We start from the raw sequence: 18,599 nt of genomic DNA on the forward strand, positions 1-18,599 counted from the left end.
CGGACGAGTCATGGGTGCTCCGAACGGTTCTGGGGCGTCAGCGGAAGCGCAGGGCGGCTTCCTGCAGCCCGCTGACGTCGATGCGGGTCGAGTTGTGGTGCAGGTGGGTGAAGCCCTCGCGGATCTCGCGGTACCAGCGCCGCGGGCCGCCCGCCATCGGGTCGCGGTGCAGCCAGAGCGCGGCGACCAGCTTGGCCACGGTCACCTCGGTGACGGTGCGCCGCGCGGGCAGCCGGTCGAGCAGCAGCCGGTGGCACGGGTCCCCGGCCGTCGTGGCCAGCAGCCCGCACGGCGCCGAGGTCACGTCCTCCAGGGTGGCGATCCACTCGCGGTGGTCGACGGTGTCGAAGCGCCCCGCCAGCGCGGCGGAGACCTCGGTGAACTCGCCCAGGGCCAGTTGGTAGAACAGCTCCCGGTCGGCCGACGCCGGGCCGAACTCGGCGCGCAGGGCACCGAACAGCAGCGGCCACGCGGCCACCGGGCCGTCGTCGGGGCCCGCAGCGGTCTCGGTGGCCAAGCCCGCCAACAGGCACCGCGCGAGCCAGGGGTGCAGCGCGGGCAGCGGCGATCCCCTGGTCAGCGCGGTGAGCCGCGACTCGGGGCCGTAGGTGCTGATCCACAGGTGTTCCCGGAGCTCGGCGAGCGCCGCGGCCAGCGCCGGGAACCCGGTGGGCAGCCTGCTGTCGGCGAACCGCCACGGGTCGGCCAGGTAGGCCGCGGCCACCACGACCGCGGGGAGCTCGTGCCACGGCCGCTCGTCGAGCGGGACCACGCCGCGCAGGCTCCGGCGCGCCATCGCCTCCCACCACGGCGCACCACCGGTGGCCCGGGTCCACAGCCCGGTGCGCCACTCGGGGCCGGCCGAACCGTCGGCGGCCCGCGCCGCGCCGATCTCCCGCACGGCCAGCGGGTGGCCCGCGGCCAGGTGGAAGGTGAACCCGCCCAGCTCGGTGTCCCGGGCGCGGGCGGCGAGCGGGGCGACGACCTCGCTGACCGCGGTCGGGCTGAGCGACCCCAGCCACACCGGGTACCACCAGGCGACCGGGTCGTCGCCCCGGTGGTCGCGGGCGGCGTCGTGCTCGGCCCACAGCGCGTGCGTGGCCTCGGCGAACAGCGGTACCCGGCGCTGCTCACCGGTCGGCGGACCCGCCTGCGCGGGTGGCGCCCACCAGTGGTTCCACTCGGTGCGCCACCGGTCGGCGGCGCAGACGACCAGCAACGGGTCCACGTCGCCGTGCTCGGCCCGCCGGGTGCGCGCCTCGCCGAGTTCGGTGAGGAAGGCCTGGCCCGACTCGGTGTCGGCGTTGTCGACCAGCAACACCCACGAGTGCTCGTGCGCGCGGACGTCGTCGGGCACCAGGCAGGCGCAGGTCGACCGGATCGGCTTCGCCGCCGCGTTGTCCTCGATGTCGGCCAGCAGCGCCTCGATCAACCTGCCCGCGGCCTGCGTGCGCTCGGTGCGGCTCAGCGCGATCAGCGAGTCGACCAGGCCGGCCTCCTCGGCGGTGGGGTTGCGGCTGTGCCAGCGGAACGCCTTGCGCAGACCGCGTTTGGCGATCGGGCGCAGCAGCGCGCCGATGACCGGTTTGGCCCGCTCCCGCACGACGTCGACGACCTCCTGTGTGCCGACCTCGGTGAGCGCCGCGGCCAGCTCGACCGAGGTGACCACGGTCTGCTCGATGGCGGCGGTCGCCCGGCCCTCCCGGGTGCCGCGCGCGTACTGGTCGATCAGCGCCTCGATCTGCCTGCGCGCGGCGCCCCGGTCGGCGTCGAGCCGTTCGTTGAGCGCCAGCAGGCACAGCCCGACCCGGTGGAACGTGGGGTCCCCGCGCAGGTTCCGCCACCCGCGCATCAGCTCGAAGGCGATCAGGGCGGTGGCGGTGACCGGGTCCGGTTCGACGGCGGCACCGTCCGGCCCGGTCTGCCCGAAGTCGATGTTCGCGTGCACCACCGTGCCGCCGCAGACCCGCGACAGCGCTTCCAGCGCGGCGCCGCGCCCGCTGCCCGGCGGACCGAGCAGAGCGACGATCGGCTCCGGGCGGTCCACCCGCCGCCACAGCATCCGGCGGAGGAAGGTCTCCCCAGCGCCGCCCCACGAGGTGCTGACCGAACTCACCAGGCCGACACCGGCCCGACTGGACGACGCACAGGGTCCCCCCTCCAGCGCGGAGACGTCGCCGCGCGTTACCGGATGATCGCACTCCGGGGCAAGGGCGTTTCGGCTCCGCATCGTCCAGTCGGGTGAATTCCGGGCATTGTCACCATTTTGTCCACAGTAGACGGATCATCCCAGGACCGGTGGCCCCGGAGTTCCGGTCACGGTTCGCCCGCCGCCGCGGCGAGCTCGGCCCCGACGGTCTCGCGCTCGGCAGGGGGCCTGCCCGGCACGCACAGCCAGGACGCCACGGCACCGACCAGGCAGAGCACGATGGCGAAGGTGAAGGCGATCGCCAGGCCGTGCGAGAACGGGCCGGAGATCAGCTGCGGGAAGAACCCGCGGCCGGTGAGGTAGGCGGCCTGGTCCGGCGGCAGCGTGCCCAGGTGACCGCCGAGCAGCTGCTGCACCGGGTTGTAGCCCAGGAACGCGGCGAACAGCACGGCCACCGCGGGCAGGGCGGCGACCTGGGTGGCCGCCTCGGGCGCCACCCCGTGCGCGACCAGGCCGTCGTGCATCGCGGTGGGCAGGGTACTGGCGAACCCGGCGATGATCAGGCTGAAGAAGAAGCCGATCGAGAGCACCATCGCGGTGTTCTGGAACGTGGTCATCATCCCGGACCCGGAGCCGCGCGCGTCGGCGGGCAGGCTGTTCATCACCTCGGCGCGGTTGGGCGAGGTGAACATGCCCATGCCGATCCCGTTGAGCACCAGGATCGCCGCGAACGCCCAGTAGGGGAAGTCCACCGGCAGCGCGATGAGCAACAGGAACGACAGCGCGCTCACCACCAACCCGCCGGAGGCGAGCAACCTGCTGCCCACACGGTCGGACAGGATTCCCGAGGCGGGCGCGGAAAGCAGGAAGCCAACGGTCATCGGGAGCATGTAGATACCCGCCCACAGCGGCGTCTGCTCGAAGCTGTAGCCGTGCTGCGGCAGCCAGATCCCCTGCAGCCACACGATGAGGATGAACTGCAGCCCGCCGCGGCCCAGCGAGGCGGCGAAGTTGGCCAGGTTGCCCCAGGAGAACGAGCGCAGCCGGAACAGCGAGAGGTCGAAGAGCGGGTTGTCCACCCGGTTCTCGATCACCACGAACGCGGCCAGCACCAGCACCCCGCCGATCAGGCAGGCGAGCACGAACGGGCTGCCCCAACCGGTTTGCGCGTCGCCGTAGGGCTGGATGCCGTAGGTGATGCCGACCAGCACCGCGACCAGGCCGACCGCGAAGGTCGCGTTGCCCCACCAGTCCATCCGCGCGTGCTTGCGCACCCCGGTGTCGTGCAGCTTGAGGTAGGCCCAGATGGTGCCGCCGATGCCGAACGGCACCGACACCAGGAAGATCAGGTTCCAGTTGACCGGCGCCAGCACGCCGCCGACGACCAGGCCGAGGAACGACCCCGCGATGGCGGCCACCCCGTTGACCCCCAACGCCATCCCGCGCTGGTTGGCCGGGAACGCGTCGGTGAGGATGGCCGAGGAGTTGGCCATCAGGAACGCGCCGCCGACACCCTGCACGACCCGCCACCCGATCAGCCAGAGCGCGGCCGCGTCGCCGTCGAACCAGGTGATCGCGAGGAACACCGAGGAGACGGTGAACACCGCGAAGCCCAGGTTGTACATCCGGGCCCGGCCGTACATGTCGCCCAGCCTGCCGAAGCTGACCACCAGCACGGCGGTGACCACCAGGAAGCCCATGATCATCCACAGCAGGTACCCGGTGTTGGCGGGTTCGAGCGGGTTGATCCCGATCCCCTTGAAGATGTCCGGCAACGCGATCAACACGATCGAGGAGTTGATCGTCGCGATCAACATCCCGAGCGTCGTGTTCGACAACGCCACCCACTTGTAGCGCGGCCCCAGCTCGTCGGCCGACTTGCGCCTGCGGTCCACCCGCGCGTTCAGCCCAGCGGTCATCAGGGCGTCCACCTCCCTATCGCTTAGCTATGCTAAGCATCCCCGGACCCACCCGCAAGGGTGCCGCCGCTCACCCCGCGGACACACCGCCCGAACAACGCCAACCGGACAGCCCGCACCCCGTCCACCGTCTGTCCAGACTGGAGGCACGCGTTCTCGTTACACCGCAAAGAATCCACCAGAGCGAACCCCTTCGGGAGCGGCTGTGGACACCTCGGTGGGCAGCCCGGCCCGGCCCGAGCCGGTGGTGAACCGCGGGATGACGACCACCGCGGCGGCGCGGCGGCGGCCGGGTGATCGCGGGCCACTACGCGAACACCACCGACGTCTAGCACACGGTCCACGCCATCGAGCTCAACGCCAACGGCACCTACCAGGGCAACGGCGACTTAGCCGGCGCGCAGTTCCCGCTCATCGGCTTACCACCGCACCCGACACGACCGCGCGGCCCACCGGTGAATGCCACGTGGCGGCACCGATATCGCCACCGTGCGGAATCGTGAACACGGCCACCGCTACGACGCAACGACAAGGCGTCCATTATCCGGGCTGTCGATCTCATTGCCGGAGGCGTCGCGAACGCGATCCGCCTTCTCCTTCCGGTAACCCGAGAGCAGCCTTTCACACCAATAGGTCTGCCTATCCAACTCTGCGTTGTCATCACCCTTGCGGGCAACGAGATACGGTTGCGCCTGCGGGATGAGCGCGGCTGAAGATGAATCCGCCGCGCACAACTGCCAGAAAGGTGACACCACTGAACCAACCAACTACGCCGAATGCGGGAAGGCGGTGACGATCCCACTGAATCGGTTCGGCCAAGCGGTTGACTTTCGTCCCACTTTTGCTGCGCCCCGCATCCGGGCGTCACTACACTTCTCGGCACTGCGCCAAGGCACATTCCGTTGCTCGTCCGTAAATGGTCCGGGGGGACCGCAGCGCGAGGGGTGAAGCTGGTGGAGCCCGCATTCGGCATACTCGGTCCCACGGTGCTTCGCGTGGACGACGACCTCCACGAGGACTGGGCGGGCCCCAAGCCCAAGGCCATGCTCGCCGCACTGCTGCTGCGCCCCAACCGACCGCTTGCCGCCGATGCCCTCGCCCGCTGGGTCTGGACCGAGGCTCAGCGCTCCCCCACCCGCGCGGCGAGCAACCTCGATACCCTCGCCAGTCGCATCCGCAAGCCACTGCTCCGGCTGCCGGTCTTCGCCGACCTGCGCGGGTCCAGCGGCACCTACCGGCTCGACACAGACCGCGCGCACATCGACTTCTTCCAGTTCCGCGAGCTGGCCTACGCCGCGGGCGGGCACCTGCGCGGCGGCGCACACGAGGAGGCCGCCCGGTGCGCGGCCGCCGCTCTCGAGCTGTGCCGCGGCCGCGCGCTCGAGGACCTGCGCTCCGAGGTCGCCGCGCAGTGGCGCACCCGGTTCGAGCACGACGAGCTGCTCCCCACGCACCTCACCCACCTTTCCGCGCTGCTCGCCCTCGGCCGAGCCGAGAACGCGCTGGTGCTGCTGGACGACCTGCAGTCGGAGTACTCGACCAACCTCGCGCTGTGCCGGGTCCGACTGTCCACACTGAACAACCTGGGTCGTGGCGACGAGGCCACGGAGTACTACTTCACCGTGCGCAAGTGGCTGCTCCGGGAAGGGGATGACCAAGCCGCCGAACACCTGCGCAGGCACTTCGACAGCATCAAGGCCAAGGCACTCGTCATCGGCCACGCCCCCGCCCAGCGTGCCGACCTCGACTACCGACCGCACAGGTTGCCGCACGAGGTGGCCGACTTCGTCGGGCGCACCACCGCGCTGGAGGCGCTGGACGCCGCAGTGGGCCAGGCCGGGTCACCGGCGCGCGGGGTCATCGTGCTCGAGGGTATGCCGGGAGTCGGCAAGACCGCGTTGGCTGTCCACTGGGGACACCGGATCCGCTCGCGCTTCCCGGACGGTGAACTCTTCCTGGAGCTCAACGGTTTCGCGACCGAACCCGCGCTCACCCACACGGCGGCGGTCGACTCGCTGCTGCTGTGGTTGGGCGACGAACCCGCCGCGACCGCGTCGCGGGGTGCGCGCGAGGTCCGGCTGAGCCGCCTGCTCACCGGCCGCAACACCCTGGTGGTACTGGACAACGTGCGCAACTCCGACCAGATCCGCGAGTTGCTCCCGTTGCTCGCCGACTGCCTGGTCGTGGTGACCACGCGGCAGTCACTCGACGGCCTCACCGCGTCCTACGCAATCCGGCGGATCCGGGTGAACATACTGTCCACTGAGGACTCCGAGCGGTTGCTGGCGCTGCGCCTCGACCCGGGTGCCGACCACGGTGACCCCGGTGACCTGGTGCGCATCTGCGGCGGCCTGCCGCTGGCGATCACCATCCTGGGCGAGAACATCGCGGGCTATCGCTTGGCGGGCCGGGCCGAGCGACCCGACCTGCGCGGACTGCTCGAACTGGGCGCCAACGGCGACGGCCAAACCTCACCGCACGCGATCTTCGCCTTCTCCTACCGCGACCTCGCCGCCGCGGTGCGCCGGATGTTCCGCCTGCTGGGCATGCACCCGGGGGCCGAGTTCAGCCTGGCGGCGGCCGCGGCGTGCGCGGGGATCGCCGTGCCCGCGGCAAGGGACATGCTGGCCGCCCTCGTCGGCGCCTCGCTGCTGGAGCGGTCGGACGCCCCCGACCGCTACCGGTTCCACGACCTGATCCGCGAATCCGCGCAGCACCTGGCCGACACAGAGGAGGACACCGCGCGGCGGCGCGCGGCCGAGCGCAGGGTGCTCCGCTACTACCTCGCCTCTGCGAGCGCGGCCGACCGCGTGCTGTTCCCCGAGACCGACGCCGCGCCTCAGCTGGACCCCGACCCGCAGGTGGCACCCACCACCTTCGACGGCGCCGGACCCGCACGGACCTGGTTCGACACCGAGCGCGCCAACCTCGGCGCCGCCATCGCCCTGGCCGCGCGCGCGGGCCACCACGACATCGCGTGGCGGCTGCCGCACGCGGTCTGCACCGACCACGAGCGCAAGGGCAGGCACGAGGACTGCAGACTGGCCAGGGAGATCGCTGTGGCCGCCGCCCGGATCTGCGGCGAGGAGGAGGCGGAGGCCTCATCGGCGTCGGACCTGGGCAAGCTCTACCTGTCCCTGGGCAGGCTCGACGACGCCCGGGAGCAGTTGGAGAGCGCTCTGCGGTTCTGCGTGCGGGTGGGCGCGCGGCACGGCGAGTCGATCACGCTGTTCCACCTGGGCAGGCTGGAGCTGCTGCGCGGCCAGCCCGAGCGTGGGATCCGGCTGTTCGAGCGGTGCGTCGAGCTCTCCCGGTTCAACAACTCCAGCGTGCTGGGCTGGGCGCACCACCAGCTCGGCGTGGCGATGACCAGGCTGGGCAGGCTCAACGAGGCACTGGTCCACCTCCGCGCGGCCGAACACTTGGCGCTGGAGCGCGGCGACCTCCCGGCACACGCCAACAGCCTCGTGGGGATCGGTGTGGTGCGCCGGATCTGGGGCGACCTCGGCGAGGCGGCCGCCTACTGCGAGCAGGCGCTCGAGATCGCCGAGGACACCGCGGACCTGGCCTTGATCGCGGCGGCGCGAACCGAGCTGGCGCAGGTCGAGTGCGCCCGCGGCGCGGTCGGCACCGCGGAGGTCTCGGCGCGGCGAGCGGTCGACCTCGCCGAGGAGATCGGACACCTGGCGCTGCAGGCGCGGGCCTCGGACGTGCTGGGCAACGTCCTGCTGCGGCAGGGGCTGGTGGGGCCCACGGCACGTGCTTGGTCGAACAGCGTGCGTGTGCTGGACAAGCTCGGCGACGCCGTCGCGCGCCGCGCGGTACAGGCCAAGCTGGACGCGCTGCCCGCCGAGCCCACCCGAACCACCGGTCGGGTTTCCCCGTAACGGGGCGCGGCGGCCGACAGGTGCCCGGCTGAGCAGACCCGCCGTGCGATGACCACCCGGCTTCCGCAGCTTGATCACTCGATCGAGTATGATCCGTTGCGCTGAAAGTGGAGTGACCGGCGCTCGCCGGACTAATTTCGCAGCTCAAACCCACAGTGCTGCAGATCCAACTCTATGTTGGGTACTAATACCTATACTTGCGCGATCACCGAGGACCGTGCAGGATGGCGCCGCAAGGAAATGCCACCACCGCAACAGGTCACGTTGCGAAGCACATGCGGAGAAAAACCACCAGTGTTCACCACTGCCGCCTACCCGGCCGTCACCACGACTGTCCACATCGCCCATTCCGACTGGCCCAACGAGTCGGTCGTGTACCATACGGCCTGGTGGCTTGTGTACTGAGGATCCCTCCCGCGCCGGGTCCGCGCGAGCGGGCTCAGCGCGGGGCGAAGTCGGACAGCCTGCGGAAAAGGGTCTCGTGGCTCAGCCCGCAGAACATCGCCAACTCGGCGACGACTTCGGGCTCCAAGTGCGTCGTGCGGGCCTGCGCCGGGTCAGACTTGAGCCGGGCACGAGCCCAGCGCCGCAACGGTTCCAGCGCCAAGTCCCGGTCCCGGACGACAGCGCGCAGGTCCACGGTGCACGCCAGCAGGTGCTGGGGCACCCCCGCGTTCCGCAGCGCGTCGTCGAGCAGTTCCGGCGCGGGCACGCCGAGCGCCTCGCAAATCGCCACGAACCGACCCAGCGGGCACTGGCGGGTACCGAGCTCGTAAGTCGCGATGGTCTGCACGTGGATGTCGACATCGAGGCGCGCGACCAACTGGCCGCGCGACCAGCCCTGCCGCTCCCGGGCGAGCCGCAGTCGACTCCCCACGGCTCGAAGCAGATTCGCGTTTGTCAACGCGTTCTCGGGGAGATCGCCCACAACCCCCCTCTCCCCGCGCCGAACACCGCGTGTCGGTCCCACCCGCGCATCTGCCACGCCCCGTTCGGCGTTACCTACCGGGCGCGGCGACATCATCGGATCATTCCCGCCTCACGAGAATAATCGCGTGGCAAATCGGGCAGCAGTGCCCGATTGACAAATTCACTCATCCGGCGGGAATCCGGTTGGCGAACCGATCGGTCGCGAAAATCAGACGGGGTCGCCGTGCCAGGAGTGCCAGAGGGCGGCGTAGCGGCCGTTCGCGGCGACGAGGTTGTCGTGGGTGTCGAGCTCGGTGATCACGCCGTGCTCGACGACCGCGACCCGGTCGGCGTCGTGGGCGGTGTGCAGGCGGTGGGCGATCGCGATGACCGTGCGGCCGCGCAGCACGGCGGCGAGGGCGCGTTCGGTCAGGCGGGCCGTCGTCGGGTCGAGCAGTGAGGTGGCCTCGTCCAGGACCAGGGTGTGCGGGTCGGCCAGGACGACCCTGGCCAGGGCCAGTTGCTGGGACCTGGCGGCGTCGAGCCCCACGCCGCCTGCGCCGAGGTGGGTGTCCAGGCCCGCGGGCAGGGTGTGCCACCACTCGGCCTCGACGGCGGCTAGGGCGGCGGCGATCTGGGCGTCGGTGGCCGACGGGGCGGCCAGCAGCAGGTTCTCGCGCAGCGTGCCGATGAAGACGTGGTGGTCCTGGGTGACCAGGATGATCCGCTTGGCCAGCTCGTCCGGTGGCAGCCGCGACACCGGGACGCCGCCGACCAGCACCGCACCCGACCGGGGCTCGTCGACCCCGGAGAGCAGCCTGCCCAGTGTGGACTTCCCGGCGCCCGATGGCCCGACGATCGCCAGCCGCTCGCCCGGTTGCACCGTCAGGTCGACGCCGTGCAGCACGTCATGACCTTCGACGTAGGCGAAGCGCGCGCCGCGCACCTCGATGCGGTCGTCGGTGGGGAGCAGACCGCCGACCGGCGCGGGCGGCACCAGGCCGACCCCCTTGAGCCGGGCCATCGCCGCGCCGCTGCTCTGCAGTTGCTCCAGCCGGAAGAGGATCTGGTCGACCGGGTCCTTGAGCTGCCACAGGTAGAGGGCCGCGGCGATCACCGACCCCAGCCCCAGCCAGCCCGACAGGTAGCCGTAACCGCCGACCAGCAACGTCAGCGCCACCGGCAGCGCGTGCGCGAAGTCGACCACCGGGAACAGCACCGACCGCAGCGCCAGCGTTCGCGACCGGGTCCGGTACGCGGTCGCCACCGCGGCGTCGGTGTCGGCGATGCGCCGGTCCGCGAGCCCCAGCGCCTCGACCGTGCGCGCGCCCTCGCCGGTGGCGGTCATGCTCTCCGCGACGGTCGAGTTCGCCATCGCCTGGTTCAGGTAGGCCGCACGGGCGCGGGCGAGGTACCAACGGGTGACCAGCAAGATCACCGGCAGCACGACCACCGCGCACAGGCCGAGCACCGGGTGCAGCAGGAACACCGCCACGTACAAGATCACCACGTGCGCGATCGACACCGCGAAGTCGGGGATCGCGTCGCGCACGGTCTGCCCGACCGTCCCGACGTCGACCGAGGCGCGCGTGGTCAGCTCACCGACCCCGGCCCGTTCCACCGCGCCCGTGGGCAGCCGCAGGACCTGCTCGACGAACTCCTCCCGCAACCTGGCCAACGCCCGCTCACCGAACCGGTACGCCATCAGCCGCGCGAACCGGGTGCACAGCAGCTGCGCCACCGCGAACCCCACCACCGCGAGCGCCAACCCGTCGATCACCGAGGTACTGGCAGTGCCCGCGTCGACACGGTCGATGATGCGCCCCAACAACCAGGGGCCGGCCAGCCCGCACAACGCCGCCGCACAGGTCAGTGCCACCAGAAGGAGCACCGCACGGCGGTCGGCGCGCAACAGCGCCCGGGTCGCCGCCCGCACCTGCGCGGCGGAGGCAACCGGTAACCGCGGCTCCAGCTCGGCACTCACCACGACACCACCGCCCGACCAACACCCTGCACGAATTCCTTACCAATCAAGGACTCCACCACCCAACGCCACCCCGCGTGGTAACACCGCCGTCTGACCGTCCAGTACACGCGCACCGCGGCACCGACCACGCGACTGTCACGAACCCTTGGCACCAAACAACTCCCCACGAGCGGTGCTCACCGCAGCACCAGCGACCGGTAGGCGGGCTCGGTCGCGAGCAGCTCCGCGTGCGCACCGGTCGCGGTGACCTTGCCGTCGACCAGGAACACGACCTCGTCCGCCCGGTCGAGCACCAGCGGGGACGTGCTCACCACCAGCGTCGTCCGCCCACGCCGGGCCGTCGCCACCCCGCGCACCACGGCCGCCTCGGTGTGCGTGTCCACCGCCGAGGTCGGCTCCACCAGCAGCAGCACGTCCGGCTCGGCCAGCAGCGCGCGGACCAGCCGCACCCGCTGGCGCTGGCCGCCGGACAGGTCGCGGCCACGCGCCTCCACCAGCGAGTCGAGCCCATTCGGCAACCCGTCGACGATGTCGTTGGCGGCCGCCGCGCGCACCGCGGCCGCCAGCGCCTCCGGTGACCGGGGCACCGTCGTCACGGTGTCGCGCACGGAGCCCGCGAACAGGTGCGCGTCGTTGTCGCACACCAGGATCCGGGCCCGCACCTCGGCGATCGCCATGTCCGCCAACCGGACCGACCCCCAGGTGGCGTCCGAGTCGGCGAAGCGGCCCAGCCGGTCCACCAGGTCGATCGCGTCGGCCGGGGCGGCGCTCACCAGCGCGGTGAGCGCGCCCCCGCGCGCGACCAGACCCGACTCGGGCTCGACCAGATCGGCCGTCGCCGCGGGCCCGGCGACCAGGTCGGCACCATCGGCACCGTCGGCCACGTCGGGTTCGAGGGCCAGGATCCGCACCACCCGCCCGGCGGCGACCAGCCCCCTGGTCAGCTGCGCCGCGCCGTCGACCAGGAACATCACCGGCACGACCAGCATCGCCACGTACCCGTACACCGCGACCAGCTGCCCCACGGAGATCGTCCCGGCCGCCGCCAGCCGCGCCGCGACCCAGGTGACCGCCGCCAGGTACAGCACCGGCAGGCACGCCGCGAGCGCGTGCACCCAGCTGGTCACCTCGCCGACCCGGTAACCGCGTTCCACCACCGACCGCGACCCGGTGCGGTAGCGCTCGGCGAACAGCGGCTTGCCGCCGATCCCGCACAGCACCCGCAGCCCGGAGACGATGTCGCCCGCCCGCGCGGCCAACGCGCCCTGCTCGGCGCGGTAGCTGCCCTCGACCACGCGCAGCCTGCGCAGCATCGGCAGGATCGCCAGCCCTAACGCGGGCACCCCGACCAGCACGATCACCGCGAGCAGCGGTGAGATGGTGAACAGCAGCACCGCCGTCGCCAGGTAGGCCAGCACCGCGCCGACCCCGGGGCCGGTGAGGGTGAGGCTCTCGGCGATGTTCCAGATGTCCGAGGACTGCACGCTGGTGAGTTCGCCGGTGGACACCCGGCGCGGGAACGCCGCGCCCAGCCGGGTGATGTGGCGCACCACTACCTGCACCGTCCGGTAGGCCGCGTCGGCGCGGACGTAGGTCATCGTGCGGTGCCGCATGATCGCGGAGGCGGCGTTGACCGCGCCGATGACCACGACGGCGCCGACCCACGCGAACAGCGCGGACGGCACCCGGGCGCGCAGGCCGTCGTCGATCGCGCGGGACACCAGGTAGGGCGGCAGCATCAGGCCGAGCATCCACAGCGTCCCCCACATCGCGCCGCGGGCGATGCGCCCGCGCTGGCGGACGGCCAGCCAGGTCAGCAGGCGCAGCGGACCGAGCCGGGGCGGGTGGCCGGGGTCGGCGTAGGGCACGTGGTCTTCCCCCATGTGACCACCCTGCCACGGTCGGCTCGCCCGCCACCCCGGGGGAAGACGCGAGGGCGATTCGGCTGCTTGACTGGGGGCCATGACCACAGCGAAGGCCGCCCGGCCGTCCATCCTCACCGTGGACGACGACCCGAGCGTGTCCCGGGCCGTCGCCCGCGACCTGCGCAAGAAGTACGGCGAGGGGTACCGGGTCGTCCGGGCGGAGTCCGGGGCGCAGGCCCTGGAGGCGCTGCGCGAGCTCAAGCTGCGCGGCGAGGACGTGGCCGCCCTGCTGGCCGACTACCGGATGCCGCAGATGAGCGGCATCGAGTTCCTGGAGCAGGCGATGGACCTGTTCCCGCTGGCCCGCCGGGTGCTGCTGACCGCCTACGCCGACACCGAGGCCGCCATCCAGGCGATCAACGTGGTCGACCTCGACCACTACCTGCTCAAGCCGTGGGACCCGCCGGAGGAGAAGTTCTACCCGGTGCTCGACGAGCTGCTGGCGGCCTGGACCGCGGCCGAGCGCACGCCCGCGCGGCAGGTCCGGGTCATCGGCCACCGCTGGTCGAGCCGGTCCTACGAGGTGCGCGACTTCCTGGCCCGCAACTCGGTGCCGTTCCGGTGGCACCTGTTCGGCGAGGACGCCGAGAGCGAACGCCTGCTCAGCGCGGCCGGGCAGGACGGCAGCAAGCTCCCGGTCGTGGTGACCACCGAGGGTGACGCCCTGGTCGAGCCCAGCGACGGCGAGCTGGCCGCGCGGGTCGGGCTGAGCACGACGCCCTCCACCGACTTCTACGACCTGATCGTGGTCGGCGGCGGCCCGGCGGGCCTGGGCGCGGCGGTCTACGGCGGCTCCGAGGGGCTGCGGACCGTGCTGGTGGAGCGGATGGCGACCGGCGGGCAGGCGGGCACCAGCAGCCGGATCGAGAACTACCTGGGCTTCCCCGACGGGGTGTCCGGCGAGCAGCTGACCGAGCGGGCGCGCAGGCAGGCGGCGAAGTTCGCGGTCGAGATGCTGACCACCCGGGACGTCGTGGCGCTGGAGCAGCGCGGGTCGGCCCGGGTGGTGCGCTTCGACGACGGCACCGAGCTGGCCGCGCACACGGTGATCCTGGCGACCGGGGTGTCCTACCGGATGCTCGACGCACCCGGCCTGGACGGGCTCACCGGGCAGGGCGTGTTCTACGGCGCGGCCACCACCGAGGGCCCCAGCTGCGCGGGGCAGGACGTCTACATCGTCGGCGGCGCCAACTCCGCGGGCCAGGCGGCGATGTACTTCGCCCGGCACGCCCGCCGGGTGGTCCTGCTGGTCCGCGGCACCTCGCTGGACCAGTCGATGTCGCGGTACCTGATCGACCAGATCGCGGGCGTCCCGGCCATCGAGGTCCGGGCCTGCACCGAGGTGGTCGGCGGGGCGGGCACCGGTCACCTGGAGGAGCTCACCCTGCGCGACCGGAGCACCGGCCGGACCGAGACGGTGCCCGCGTCCTGGTTGTTCGTCTTCATCGGCGCCGCCCCGCGCACCGACTGGCTCGACGGCACGCTCACCCGCGACCGGCGCGGGTTCGTGCTGGCCGGGCCGGACCTGGTCGTCGAGGGCCGCAGGCCCGCGGGCTGGGAGCTCGACCGCGACCCCTACCACCTGGAGACCAGCGTGCCCGGCGTGTTCGTCGCCGGGGACGTCCGCGCCGACTCGGTCAAGCGGGTCGCCTCCGCGGTCGGCGAGGGCGCGATGGCCGTGACGCTGGTCCACCGCTACCTGGAGAAGCCATGACCCCCGACGAGCTGCGCGAGCTGTTCCTCTTCGAGCACCTGGACGACACCCAGCTGGCCTGGCTGGTCGAGCACGGCCAGGTGGAGGCCACCCGCGCGGGCGATCCGCTGCTCAGCGAGGGCCAGCCCGCGACCTGCTTCTACGTGCTGCTCGAGGGCACGGTCGCGCTGCAGCGGACGATCGGCGGCGAGACGGTCGAGATCTCCCGCACCGACCACCGCGGCTCCTACTTCGGCGCCACGCAGGCCTACCTGGGCGCGGAGGTGGCGTCCAAGCGGATCTACCAGATGACCGTCGTCCCGATCACCGACGTGGTGATGCTGCAACTCCCGGCGGAGGAGTTCGGCGCCGCCTTCCGGGAGTGGTTCCCGATGGCGATGCACCTGCTGGAGGGCCTGTTCTTCGGCATGCAGAACACCCAGGCGGTGGTCGGGCAGCGGGAACGCCTGCTGGCGCTGGGTTCGCTGTCCGCGGGCCTGACCCACGAGCTCAACAACCCCGCCGCCGCGGCGGTCCGCGCCACGGCCGCGCTGCGCGAGCGGGTGGCGGGCATGCGCCACAAGCTGGCCATGCTGGCTCAGGGCTCGATCGACGCCGCCACCCTGCCCTCGCTGGTGCGGCTGCAGGAGTCGGCGGTGGAACGGGTCGCCAAGGCGCCGAAGCTGGAGCCGATGGCGGCCAGCGACCTCGAGGACGAGGTCGGCGACTGGCTGGACGAGCACGGCGTCGCGGGCGGCTGGGACCTGGCCCCGACCCTGGTCGCGGGCGGCCTGGACGTGGACTGGCTGGCCACCGCGCTGGGCGAGTGCCCGGCGGCGGCCCGGGAACCGGCCATCCGCTGGCTGGCGTACACGGTCGAGACCGAGACCCTGATGAACGAGATCGAGGACGCGACCACCCGGGTCTCGACCCTGGTCGGCGCGACCAAGCAGTACTCCCAGATGGACCGGGCGCCGTTCCAGGTGGTCGACGTGCACGAGCTGCTGGACTCCACCCTGGTCATGCTGGGCGGGAAGATCGGCGACGGGGTGCGGGTGGTCAAGGAGTACGACCACGACCTCCCCCGACTGCCCGCCTACGCCGCGGAGCTCAACCAGGTGTGGACCAACCTGATCGACAACGCCGTCAGCGCCATGTCCCGGCAGGGCGTGCTGACGATCCGGACGTTCCGCAGCGAGGCGTCGCTGGTGGTGGAGATCGGCGACACCGGCACGGGCATCCCGGCGGCGGTGCAGAGCCGGATCTTCGAGCCGTTCTTCACCACGAAGGCCTTCGGCGAGGGAACGGGCCTGGGCCTGGACATCTCGTGGCGGATCGTGGTGAACAAGCACCACGGCGACATCCGGGTCGTGTCGACCCCGGGCGACACCCGCTTCCAGGTCTGGCTCCCGCTGAACCCGGGCGCGTGAGCGCGGCCGAAGGCGGCGTACCCGTGTCCCCAGGCCGAGGGTAGGAACAGGTAGCCGAGCTCGAACTCCCTTGCGTCCGGGCAGATCTGACCAGGACGCACCGGGTCCCCGGCCTCGGACTCGCGCAGCACCAACCGTTCCGTCCCGATCGGGGCAGGTGGCCAGCCGAGGGATCCGATCTCGATCACGCGGGCAACCTGGCGCACGCCCACCGGGCAGGAGCCCCGGCGCCGTGGGGCTGGGCCATCCGGGTGGCCTGCCCACAACTCGGCCGCAGCGTGGTTACAATCGACCACATGCAGGCACGCACTATCAGCAACAGGACCCGCGTGCCGTCCCCGTCAACGTGGAGATTCACCATGGCCAAGAGCCCCAAGGCGGTTGCGCTGGGGAACGCGCTGCGCCGGTCGCGGATGGGGGAAGGGGTGACGTTGCGGGAGTTCGCGGTGCGGATCGGCCGGGACCCGGCGATGCTGTCCCGCTGGGAGACCGGCGACCGGATCCCCAAACCCGAGCAGGCCGCCCAGATCCTGTCCACCCTGGGGGTCGCGGGCACCCAGTACGAAGAGGTCATGAGCCTGGTGCACAGCGCGGGCGAGGCCTACTGGGTGGCCACCTCCGCGGCCGAGCGGCGGCAGCAGTTCTCAGCGTACCTGGAGTACGAGGAGACCGCCTCGACGATCTACGCGGTGGCACCGCTGACCGTGCCCGCACTGCTCCGGACCACCGACTACGCCGCGGCAGCCGGTGACGACATTACGGCACACAACGCCGACCGGAGGGCGGTGATCACCGGCCCACGACCGGTCGGGATGGTCGCCCTGATCGGCCAGGCGGTGCTGCACCAGCAGTTCGGCGGCCCCACCGTCACGGCGGGCCAACTGCGCAGGCTCCTGGAGCTGACGCAGCTACCCAACGTCGCCCTGCGCGTGGTCCCGTTCGGCGCCGCTTGGAATCCATTGCTGGACGGCGCTTTCCACCTGATCGAGTCGGAGAAGCTGCCCACAGCGGTGTTCATCGAGACCCGCCGCTCCATGCTGCTGCTGCACCGCCCGGACGACGTGCAGTCCTACAGGCTCGCTGTGAACGACACCGAACGCCAGTCCCTGGACCCCCGCGAATCCGCTCGCCTGATCTGGCAGATCCTGCAGCGAGTCGAACAACCGTCCCTGAACTGAGCTCCACCGAGACCCGCAGAGGTCCACAAAGGACATAGCAGGACTGTCGCGCGGAACGATGCCCGGCGCCGAGACAGTCGCCTCGGCGCCGGACCCCGCGCACCACACCGCACCCGGGCCAGTCGGCCCCCCAGCCACCCGGGTCACGGCGGGCACACGACCATTCACCCCCGCCCGGCGCCCGGCGCCTGGATCGCGCTCAGGTGCTGCCCGACCAGCAACCACCCATCCTCGTGCCACCCCGCGATGTGGGTGACCCGGAACTCCTGCTCGGCCGGGCGCCCCTGGAACGACATCCGCTGGGCATGCCTGCCAATCGCCACGACCACACCGCCGTAGTCCCGAACGGACAGTTCTTCGACGGTCAACCGCTCGACATCCAACGCCCCGCTCCGATGCCGATCAAGCCACTGCGTCTTCGCCAGTACGAACCCCACCGGCCCGACCACCGTGAAGGTGTCGGCAGTCAACGCCGCCAACGCGTCGACATCCCCGGCGACCTCGGCCCTCGCCCACTTCTCCACCAGCGCACGGATCCGCTCGTCGTCACCCATCGTCCCCCCAGCCACACTCGACCCACTACCTCGCCGAACCAACGCACCAACCATACGACATCAAACGTTTCGGCGTCAAACGTTTAGATGTCTAATGACATGCTAAGCTCGGCCGGTGCACTTCCTCGCCACTCCCCCACTCGGCCTGGTCCTGTCCCACAGCGCCAAGACCGTGGCCCGCGCCATGGAGGAGGCGATGGCCCAGGCAGGCGGCAGCATCCCGGCCTGGCAGATCCTGCTCACCCTCAAGACCCAACCGGTCGCCAACCAACGCGAACTGGCGGCGGCGGTCGGCATCCAGGACGCCACCCTCACCCACCACCTCAACGCCATGGAGAACGACGGCCTCCTGGCCCGCCGCCGAGACCCGGCGAACCGGAGGGTGCACCTGGTGGAACTCACCAAGGACGGCGAAGCCCTGTTCCACACCTTGCGCAAGGTGGCAGTGGCATTCGACCAAAGGCTGAGAACGGGACTGGACGAGGCGGAAACCGCGACCCTGGTCAAACTGCTCGGGAAGCTGCGGACGAATGTGATGGAACCACAAGACACAGACGAGTCCCCAGCCCGATAAGCGCACCGGAATCGCGAGCCCGCCAAAGCAACGGAGTCCCAATCCCGCTGGTACCGCAGCGGAAAGGCTGCCCCCGCTGGCAGGCAACAAGATCCCCACCTCGCTGGTACCGCAGCGGATAGGCCGACTCTGCCCGCACCCAAGAGAATCCCGCCCCCCAGCTAACCGCAGCGGTGAGGCCGACCCCGCTAAAACGCAACAAGATCCCGTCCCCGCTGGTACCGCAGTGGAGAGGCCGACCACGCTGGAACACAACGCCCGCTACGAATGCTCGATCTAGTGGACTCGCTTCGTGTGGGGGGAGAGTGCCGCTAAACTTGCCGTGGGTGGGGATGCCCTTACCCTGCCCTTTTCTCTCCACCGCGGTGCTCTAGGGGCCCCACACGAAGCGAGT

At 71.4% G+C, this 18,599-nt stretch carries 11 protein-coding genes; 5 read left to right on the forward strand and 6 right to left on the reverse strand.

Annotated features, from left to right (window positions below; translation table 11 throughout):
- Window positions 1-37: 37 nt before the first annotated feature.
- On the reverse strand, window positions 38-2,116 hold the full coding sequence (locus QSK30_RS34325) for a hypothetical protein (protein ID WP_285509470.1): 2,079 nt from the start codon (window positions 2,114-2,116) through the stop codon (window positions 38-40).
- A 200-nt stretch (window positions 2,117-2,316) separates the two neighbouring features.
- Entirely contained in the window at window positions 2,317-4,068 is a 1,752-nt protein-coding gene (locus QSK30_RS34330; protein WP_285509472.1) for an MFS transporter, read from the reverse strand.
- Between the two features lie 995 nt (window positions 4,069-5,063).
- Between QSK30_RS34330 and QSK30_RS34335 the strand changes: the two genes are divergently transcribed.
- Window positions 5,064-7,955, forward strand: a complete 2,892-nt coding sequence (locus QSK30_RS34335; RefSeq protein WP_285509474.1) for an AfsR/SARP family transcriptional regulator — start codon at window positions 5,064-5,066, stop codon at window positions 7,953-7,955.
- Window positions 7,956-8,394: 439 nt separating this feature from the next.
- Here the strand turns inward: QSK30_RS34335 and QSK30_RS34340 are convergent, their stop codons facing one another.
- From QSK30_RS34340 to QSK30_RS34350, 3 genes are all read right to left on the reverse strand, one after another.
- Window positions 8,395-8,832 (reverse strand): helix-turn-helix domain-containing protein, encoded by a 438-nt coding sequence (locus QSK30_RS34340; protein WP_285509476.1) that lies wholly within the window; start codon window positions 8,830-8,832, stop codon window positions 8,395-8,397.
- Between the two features lie 261 nt (window positions 8,833-9,093).
- On the reverse strand, window positions 9,094-10,848 hold the full coding sequence (locus QSK30_RS34345; protein WP_285509478.1) for an ABC transporter ATP-binding protein: 1,755 nt from the start codon (window positions 10,846-10,848) through the stop codon (window positions 9,094-9,096).
- Between the two features lie 179 nt (window positions 10,849-11,027).
- Window positions 11,028-12,734 carry an ABC transporter ATP-binding protein gene (locus QSK30_RS34350; RefSeq protein WP_285509479.1) on the reverse strand — a complete coding sequence of 569 codons (1,707 nt, stop codon included), beginning with the start codon at window positions 12,732-12,734 and terminating at the stop codon, window positions 11,028-11,030.
- A 79-nt stretch (window positions 12,735-12,813) separates the two neighbouring features.
- Between QSK30_RS34350 and QSK30_RS34355 the strand changes: the two genes are divergently transcribed.
- The 3 genes from QSK30_RS34355 to QSK30_RS34365 all read left to right on the forward strand — a co-directional run bounded on the left by QSK30_RS34355 (window position 12,814) and on the right by QSK30_RS34365 (window position 17,077).
- Window positions 12,814-14,490: an NAD(P)/FAD-dependent oxidoreductase gene (locus QSK30_RS34355; protein WP_285509480.1), complete on the forward strand. Its 1,677-nt coding sequence runs from the start codon at window positions 12,814-12,816 to the stop codon at window positions 14,488-14,490.
- Complete coding sequence (locus QSK30_RS34360; RefSeq protein WP_285509483.1) at window positions 14,487-15,899, forward strand: ATP-binding protein; 1,413 nt, start codon at window positions 14,487-14,489, stop codon at window positions 15,897-15,899. Before QSK30_RS34355 ends, QSK30_RS34360 begins: the two co-directional genes overlap by 4 nt.
- Window positions 15,900-16,258: 359 nt before the next feature.
- Window positions 16,259-17,077, forward strand: a complete 819-nt coding sequence (locus QSK30_RS34365) for a helix-turn-helix domain-containing protein (protein WP_285509485.1) — start codon at window positions 16,259-16,261, stop codon at window positions 17,075-17,077.
- Between the two features lie 164 nt (window positions 17,078-17,241).
- On the opposite strand, the gene QSK30_RS34370 is transcribed toward QSK30_RS34365, so the two are convergent.
- Window positions 17,242-17,631: a nuclear transport factor 2 family protein gene (locus tag QSK30_RS34370; RefSeq protein ID WP_285509487.1), complete on the reverse strand. Its 390-nt coding sequence runs from the start codon at window positions 17,629-17,631 to the stop codon at window positions 17,242-17,244.
- Window positions 17,632-17,746: 115 nt separating this feature from the next.
- On the opposite strand from QSK30_RS34370, the gene QSK30_RS34375 reads away from it, so the two are divergent.
- Complete coding sequence (locus QSK30_RS34375) at window positions 17,747-18,205, forward strand: MarR family winged helix-turn-helix transcriptional regulator (RefSeq protein ID WP_285509489.1); 459 nt, start codon at window positions 17,747-17,749, stop codon at window positions 18,203-18,205.
- Window positions 18,206-18,599: the final 394 nt, after the last annotated feature.

It is taken from the genome of Actinokineospora sp. NBRC 105648 (assembly GCF_030269645.1).
GTDB lineage: Bacteria > Actinomycetota > Actinomycetes > Mycobacteriales > Pseudonocardiaceae > Actinokineospora.